5 protein-coding genes are annotated in these 7,582 nt (G+C 64.6%); 3 read left to right on the forward strand and 2 right to left on the reverse strand.

All coding sequences use genetic code 11. The features are described 5' to 3' along the window. The first annotated feature begins 37 nt into the window (after nt 1–37). The 3 genes from paaZ to E3T38_RS04580 all read left to right on the forward strand — a co-directional run bounded on the left by paaZ (nt 38) and on the right by E3T38_RS04580 (nt 5,609). The gene (paaZ, locus tag E3T38_RS04570; protein WP_134546593.1) at nt 38–2,101 is read left to right on the forward strand and encodes a phenylacetic acid degradation bifunctional protein PaaZ; all 2,064 of its coding nucleotides are present in this window, start codon (nt 38–40) and stop codon (nt 2,099–2,101) included. A 216-nt stretch (nt 2,102–2,317) separates the two neighbouring features. Beyond that, complete coding sequence (locus tag E3T38_RS04575; protein WP_166805417.1) at nt 2,318–3,628, forward strand: carboxypeptidase-like regulatory domain-containing protein; 1,311 nt, start codon at nt 2,318–2,320, stop codon at nt 3,626–3,628. A 61-nt stretch (nt 3,629–3,689) separates the two neighbouring features. Continuing rightward, a complete protein-coding gene (locus tag E3T38_RS04580; protein ID WP_241984300.1) occupies nt 3,690–5,609 on the forward strand; it encodes an O-antigen ligase family protein in 1,920 nt (639 codons plus the stop codon). A gap of 31 nt (nt 5,610–5,640) precedes the next feature. Here E3T38_RS04580 and E3T38_RS04585 read toward each other — a convergent pair whose 3' ends face one another. Continuing rightward, on the reverse strand, nt 5,641–6,018 hold the full coding sequence (locus E3T38_RS04585) for an ATP-dependent DNA ligase (RefSeq protein ID WP_241984297.1): 378 nt from the start codon (nt 6,016–6,018) through the stop codon (nt 5,641–5,643). Nucleotides 6,019–6,207: 189 nt separating this feature from the next. Then, entirely contained in the window at nt 6,208–7,446 is a 1,239-nt protein-coding gene (locus tag E3T38_RS04590) for a low temperature requirement protein A (RefSeq protein WP_134546599.1), read from the reverse strand. Between the last annotated feature and the right edge of the window lie 136 nt (nt 7,447–7,582).

Genomic DNA, 7,582 nt, shown 5'->3' on the forward strand with positions numbered 1-7,582 from the left:
CCCGCCCGCACCACGTACGCATCACAAAGGAGACCCCATGACGACCATTCTGCCCAGCTACGTGCAGGGCGCCTGGTGGACTCCGACCGACGAAAACGCCGTCGCTGCCGTCGACGTCTGTGACGCCTCGACCGGTGCGGTCGTCACTCGTGTCAGCACGCAGGGCCTCGACCTCGCCGCGGCGCTCGACTACGCACGTACGGTCGGCCAACGCACGCTCGGCGAGCTCACTTTTCACCAGCGTGCCGTGCTGCTCAAGCAGATGGCGCTGCTGCTGACCGAGCACAAGCAGGAGCTCTACGCCCTCTCCAGTCGTACCGGCGCCACCAAGGTCGACTCCTGGGTGGACATTGACGGCGGCATCGGAGTGCTGTTCAGCTACTCCTCCAAGGGCCGCCGCGAACTGCCCAACGCCCGCGTCTACGTCGACGGGCCGGTCGAGCCGCTCTCCAAGGACGGCTCCTTCATCGCACGCCACATCTACTCGCGCCTGCCCGGAGTCGCCGTGCAGATCAACGCGTTCAACTTTCCGGTCTGGGGAGCCCTCGAGAAGTTTGCGCCGGCTTTCCTGGCCGGAGTGCCCACCCTCGTGAAGCCGGCCACCCCCTCCGGCTACCTCGCCGAGGCGTTCGTGCGCATCCTCGCCGACTCCGGCATGCTGCCGGAAGGTTCGATGCAGCTCGTCTCCGGCAGTGTGCCGAGCTTGTTCGACGACGTGCGCCTCGGCGACCTCGTCGCCTTCACCGGATCAGCCTCCACCGCCGAGAAACTGCGCGCGAGCGACTCGGTGCAGACCGGGGGAGTGCGCTTCACCAACGAGACCGACTCGATCAATGCCTCCGTTCTCGGAACGGATGCCGTCACCGGCACTCCCGAATTCGACGCCTTCGTCAAGCAGGTCGTCGCCGAGATGACGGTCAAGGCCGGCCAGAAGTGCACCGCCATCCGCCGTGTCATCGTGCCGCGCGCGGCAATGGACGACGTCGTCACGGCCGTGCAGGCGCGCATCACCGACCGCATCGTGCTCGGCGATCCCCGCGCCGCGGGCGTCACCATGGGCCCGCTCGCCTCCACCGCGCAGCGCAGTGAAGTACTCAAGCAGGTCGCCCGCCTCCAGGCCGCCGGTGGCCAACTGGTCGTCGGGCAAACGGATGCCCCCACCGTTCTGCACGCCAACGGCACGACCGCGCCCGCTCCCGATGGCGCTTTCGTCGAGCCGCTACTGCTGCGCTTCGATGACGCCTCCGTTGCCGCCGTGCACGAGGTCGAGGCCTTCGGCCCGGTCTCGAGTGTGCTCGGCTATGACTCCCTCGACGAGGCTATCGCCCTCGTGCGGCGGGGTGGCGGGTCGCTCGTGACCAGCATCGCAACCCACGACCCGGCCGTGGCCGTCGCCTTGATGACCGGAATCTCCGCCTTCAACGGTCGCGTGCTCGTGCTCGACCGAGACGATGCCCGCACATCCACCGGGCACGGTTCGCCGGTTCCGCAGCTCGTGCACGGTGGCCCGGGCCGGGCCGGCGGCGGCGAAGAGCTCGGCGGTATCCGCGCGGTGTTGCACCACATGCAGCGCACGGCCATTCAAGGCTCACCCGAAATGCTCACGGCCATCACCGGAATCTGGCACCAGGGCGCGTCTGCGCGAGTCGGTGACACGCATCCGTTCCGGAAGAGCCTGGCCGAACTCGTGATCGGTGACCAGATCGTCTCGGACTCCCGCACGGTGACTCTCGCAGATATCGAGACCTTCGCTCAGTTCACCGGGGACACCTTCTATGCGCACATGGACGAAGAGGCCGCCGCCGCCAACCCGTTCTTCCCGGGCCGCGTGGCGCACGGCTACCTGTTGGTCTCCTGGGCCGCCGGACTGTTCGTCGACCCGGCGCCCGGGCCGGTACTCGCCAACTCCGGGCTGGAGAACCTGCGGTTCGTCACACCGGTCTCGCCCGGTGACAGCATTCGCGTCGCGCTCACTGCGAAGCAGATCACCCCGCGCGAAACCGACGAATACGGCGAAGTGCGCTGGGATGCCGTGCTGACCAACCAGAATGACGAACTCGTTGCGTCCTATGACGTGCTCACGCTCGTCGCGAAGCACTAGGTCGCTGCAGATTCGAAAGCGGGCCCGCATTTCGTGTGCGATCACGAACAGTTTGTTGGGTTCCAACCCCTCGAATTGGGGTCAACGGAGAAGGTCGAATTCGACTGTCGTCGGACGTTGCGCCACATAAGCTGAACCTGGGGGGCTTCGCTCCGCGCGTTCGGGCATGCATGTATGCAGGCATGCCCGAACGCTGGCATCAGACCAAAGGTCATCATGGGGAACTTTTTCACCCGCATCCGAGAGCGCAGCTTCGCGGTTGCCCTCACAGTAGCGGCCGTCCTAACCTTCGGGGCCCTCGCGGCGGCTCCGGCCACCGCGGTCGAGGCAGACCCTGCCATCGAATCGGTTGCGGCCGTCGAAACGCCGATTGCGCCGATTGCTTCGGCGCCGATTTCGACGGCCACCATCTCGGGCACAGTCAGGGGCGATCGGAAAACTGGAACTCTAACAGATGACGCACCGCTTGCAGATGCTTATGTCAACGCGTGGACCGAGGCTGGCTACCCGAGTAAGAGAGCCATAACCGATACAGACGGGAATTACACGCTTCAAGGACTCGAATCTGGCACTTATGTCGTTTCGTTTGACCACTATGAAACTTTATCTAGCTTTGCATACGCCAGGGAATATTGGGAAGACAGTCCTACCTTCGAGACCTCAACCCGCATCACGGTCGTTGCCGATTCTGCCATCACGGGCATCAATGCGACCCTGCGGGCAATGGACCCAGTAATTGCGGGTGAAGTGTCGATCGCTGGCTCGGCGATTGTTGGTGAAACGCTGGTGGCAATTCCGGGGGTGTGGGGGCCCGGTGAGGTTGAACTTAACTACCTCTGGATGCGGGATGGCACACAGTTCAACAGCTCGGACAAAAGCTACTTGGTAACCAAGGACGATGTCGGTCACACAATTACCGTCAGCATCTGGGGCTGGAAATTTGGCTATGAGAGTGCAGGAGGAGTGCGCGTGACCTCAGGCGTGGTGACTGCGACAGCCTCGCCGACGAGTAGCCCCAGCCCGACGCCCTCCCCCAGCCCGACGCCCTCCCCGAGCACAAGCCCGACCCCGAGCGCCACCCCGACGGTCGAACCCGAGACTGACACGGCAAAACCCGCCTCGGTGGTCGGTCCGCCGAGTGAGCGCGTGACCATGCCGGCCGAGACTCTCGTCGGGGGAGCCAGCATCCCCATTACCGGCACGGGTTTCAAGCCGTTTGAGGTCGTCGACATTTGGATGCACTCGACCCCGGTGCTGCTCGGAACCCTCACCGCCGACGCCCAGGGTCGCATCAGCGGCAGCTTCCCCATGCCAACGTCGATCGCAGCCGGTACCCACCACATCGTGTTGGTTGACGAGGCGGGTGTCTCGTTCACCTCCGCCGCACTGGTCGTCACGACGACAGCGGTCCTGGCCTCGACCGGTGCCGATATCTCCTCGGGCTGGCTCGCACTGGCCCTCATGGTGCTCGGTGGCCTGGCGTTGACCATCAGAGCGCGTCGCCGCACCGCCTCGGCGCTGAAATAGCATCACGCACCTGCTCTAACCAGCGGCCTTCGACGATATTCGCGTCGAGGGCCGCTTCGTGATGTCCAGAACGGTCCCCGCCAAGCGGATGCCGCAGCGCGGGGCGCCGAGACCCGTCCTGGTTCCGCCGGGGCGGCGCCGTGCGGCAACGGTAGCGCTGTGGCTGCTCGTTGCCTCCTCGATCTTCTTCCTGCCCGACGCCTTCGTTCGCTGGTTTCTACCAAAAGACGCACTCGCGGCCATCGCCGTCGTGCTGGCTTCCGTCGGGGTTGCCCGGGGACGGTTGCCGCGCTGGTTTGTGGCTGCGGCATCCGCTGCCCTCGCCGTTGCCCTGCTGAGCGTGCTGATCTCGGCGGCTCCCGGTGTGCAGCTCTGGGGTCGCTGGCCGCGGTATGAGGGTCTCGTCACGCTGCCGGTCTACTTCGGTGCGGTATGGACCGGCGCGCGATTGCTCGGCCCGGCCGCTCCAACAGACACTCTACGCACGCTAATTCGTGCCATTGCGACGGCGGCAATCGCCCTCGGCCTGGTCTCGCTGCTCGAAGCAGCCGGAGCCCGACCCATCGCGACGGACTTGGCTCGACCCGGGTCCCTCACCGGAAATGCCACCGACCAGGGCGTGCTCGGAGCCATTTTCTGCGCGATGCTCATACTCCCCGTGCTGCGGGCATGGACCGAGCCGAGAAAAGCGTTCGCAGAGCGAGCCTGGCTGAGCACGGCATTGCTGCTCGCAGCGGCGACCGTCATCGTGAGTGCATCTCGAGCGGGGTTGCTCGCTGCCGTAACGGTGCTCGGCATCCTGATGGTTCTCGAAATCGTGCGGTCACCGGGCCGGCGGCGACTGCGCCCAATCGGGCTCACCGCCCTCGCTGGGGTGGTCCTTATCGGCGGTGCGCTGGCCGTGCCGTTCACCCGCAGCCGCCTGCTCGGTGCGAGCCCCCTCTCGACCCAATCCCTCGAGGGCCGATTCACTTTCTGGAGCGACGCCATCGATGTGCTCACTGAGCGTCCACTCGGGGTGGGCGTGAGTGGGTTCCTCAACGCGAATTCCCGCAACTCCACGAGTGATTCAGTGCTGGATTCCCCGCACAACTGGGTCATCCAGGTACTTCTGGCAGGGGGAATACCGCTCCTCGCCGTGGTCGTCGGCCTCCTCGTCACTGCAGCAGTGATTGGACTGCGCTCTTGGCGACGATTGTGCGTGCCCGAACCGGTATCGGCCGCTGCACGACGCTCGACCAGCGGCCTGGTCCCAGCGGATGCCGCCCGCAGCGACGTTCTCGCCGGTGCGCTCGCAGCGCTCGGCGGATTCGGTGTCGCTCTGCTGACGCACTTTACGGCGCCGTCAACCACCATCGTGGCCGCTCTTCTGCTGGGAGTCCTCGTGACCAGGGCGCCGGATGGTGAGCTCCGAGTTCAAATGCGGCCCGGTTCGCCACGGTTGGCCGCCGCCACGGTCGCACGAACGGCAATTCTTGGTGTCTGGTCAATCTGGTTGGTCATTCTGGTGAGCGCGGAGATTCCACTGGCCTCGGGCGTTTCGCATGCGGCCCGCGGTGACATTCAGGCCGCTGAGAGTGCTTTTGAAGCGGCACATGCCATCCGCCCGTGGGACGCCGATCTCGCGGGCATCGCCGCCCAGTCGTTCGCCGCTGCGGCAGATGCTCGTGTCCCTGAAGCCGCGGCCTTAGCCGTCCACTGGGCTGAGCTTTCGCGAGCAGCACTTCCTCAGACCGCGACCACCGAACGCGCGCTCGCGGTCGGACAGTTTACCGACGGCGATGTGCCCGGCGCCGTGAAAACCCTCGACGCGCTCGTAGAACTCGCCCCGATGGACCCTACTATCGCCGTTCAAAACGCGATCGTGCTCTACACGAATGGCGACACAGACGATGCACGCCGTGAGGTCAAGCGCGCCCTCGCCCTCGACCCGACGAACGACGTAGCACTGCAGCTTGAGGAGATTCTGCGGCACGAGTGAGCACTGCGATCCGCATTTTCACACCAGTGGACTATGCCAGGACCGTGTCGGTGCGAGCGGTCGTTCGCGCGTTGATTGTCGTTTTCGAGCGCACCGCGAGAGTGGTGACCGGCGACGAACCGGCCTCGCTGACGATCATGAGACCCTGAGCGCTGTTGGCCGAGCGGCCGAGGTCTTCGATCCACTCTCGGTTGAGCGTGGCTGCGTGTCCGCCGGCGTATTTGAAATACAACGGGATGGCCTGGTTCAGCCAGACAGAACTGCGCCCAGACCCCACCGATGGACAATCCTGCCAGGACAGGAGAAAACTCTCGCCCCGGCGCAGCTTCTGCACGATCACGAGTTGCAGGTGCGCGAGGGTGCGATCATCGATCTCCACGATGACGCGGTCATACGTGAGAGAACCCATGATTGCCTTCCGATCTGTTTCAGCGATCTCGCTTACCTCAGCATCGCGGTTGCTCAGGCGCAACAGTAGAGTCCAACGTCCCCACTCGTCCCTCACTGACTTTGTTCGGGGCCCGGGCCAGCGTTCTTCGGGCCGGCCCGGCATCCGCTTGGGTCAGTCCGCCAAAAATGGCAGCCTCCCGGTCTCTGTTCAGCCCGCGTCGTCGTCGGTTGTGCCGGTGTGGACTCGCACGATGGTCTCCCACGCCGCAACGGTGACCAGCACCACGGAGGTCACCGCTCCCAGGCCGAGCGGAGTCAGGACCGTTGCCGCCACGCCGGCCAGGGCGAGCAGTCCTAGCCCCACCAGGTGGGATACGAGCAGCGTGCGCGTGACGATCCAGCGAAAGAGCAGCAGCCCGAACAGATAGCACAACGGCCCGCCGATAATAATCACGGCCACCGGGAGCGTCATGGCACCTTCCGGATGCTCTAACAACGACTTGTCCGCGACCGAGGTCAGCACGATTGCCGCAATGATGACCGCGTGCACGTAGGTGTAAGCCAGCCGAGTGATGCGGCCCGGCTCGCTCGATACCGCGATTGCTTTGCTCCCAGCTTGCTCTCCATGATCGAAGTAGAGCCACCACATAGCCACCCCGTTCACAAAGGCGAGAAAAAGCCCGAATATCCCGAGAGCAGATGCCTCCTGATCGACAAACGCAAAGCCGGTGACCAGGAAGGACTCACCCACTGCGATGATGACGAACAAGGCACTGCGCTCGGCGATGTGCGGTCCAGACACATCCCAGTCATCCACGCCCGGCGCCTTCAAGCCAGGAATGCGAAATCCCAGGCTGGCTGAGCCGTACTCGATCACCAGGGCGATCAACCAGGCCGGCAGCCGCACCGACAGGGGCAAGAGACCCCCGACGATCCAAAAGACACTCGCTACCGACAGCCAGAGCAGAATGCGAAGAAAGGTCGCGTGCAGGGCCGGATCGTGCCGGGCAAGGGCGAGCACCATGAAGACCGTGCGGCCCAGTTGCAGGGCAACATAGGCGACGGCGAAGACGAGACCCTGATTGCCAAACGAATCGTAAATCGACGTGCTGATCACGAGTCCCACGAGGGATAGCCCGATCACGACGCCGCGCACGGGAAGCTTGGCCGGGTCGAGCCAGTTGGTCACCCAGGTCGTGTAAACCCAGAGCCACCAGAGCGCGAGCACCAGAATGATCGACTCGAGCGCTCCAACCCAGGACTGGTTGGCGTAGAGGTAGCGCGACAGCTGGGTGAGCGCGAAGACAAAAATCAGATCGAAGAACAACTCAATGTGGGTCACCCGGTCGCTGCGCTCCGAGTCTGCTGGCCGCAGCAGGTTGCGCCGAAACCCGAGGCGCAGAACCCATGCGCGATGTTCGAGCGGATGCTGCTGTGTCGTCTTCATTGATCGGCTCACCTTCTCAGTCTCCCCCTACCCGGTCGCGACACGCCCGGGTGGGGGGCGTTTTGACGGGTGGGTGTGGTGGCCGTAATGTATCTATACGTACCCCAAAGGTGCGGAAAGCCGCAGTGCTTTTCGG

Source organism: Cryobacterium sp. Hb1 (assembly GCF_004403585.1).
Classification (GTDB): Bacteria; Actinomycetota; Actinomycetes; order Actinomycetales; family Microbacteriaceae; genus Cryobacterium; species Cryobacterium lyxosi.

Bases quoted from the DNA above. Each gene is read 5' to 3' on its own strand.
- paaZ (WP_134546593.1), top strand. From the start codon at position 38: ATGACGACCATTCTGCCCAGCTACGTGCAGGGCGCCTGGTGGACTCCG.
- E3T38_RS04575 (WP_166805417.1), top strand. From the start codon at position 2,318: ATGGGGAACTTTTTCACCCGCATCCGAGAGCGCAGCTTCGCGGTTGCC.
- E3T38_RS04580 (WP_241984300.1), top strand. From the start codon at position 3,690: ATGTCCAGAACGGTCCCCGCCAAGCGGATGCCGCAGCGCGGGGCGCCG.
- E3T38_RS04585 (WP_241984297.1), bottom strand. From the start codon at position 6,018: ATGGGTTCTCTCACGTATGACCGCGTCATCGTGGAGATCGATGATCGC.
- E3T38_RS04590 (WP_134546599.1), bottom strand. From the start codon at position 7,446: ATGAAGACGACACAGCAGCATCCGCTCGAACATCGCGCATGGGTTCTG.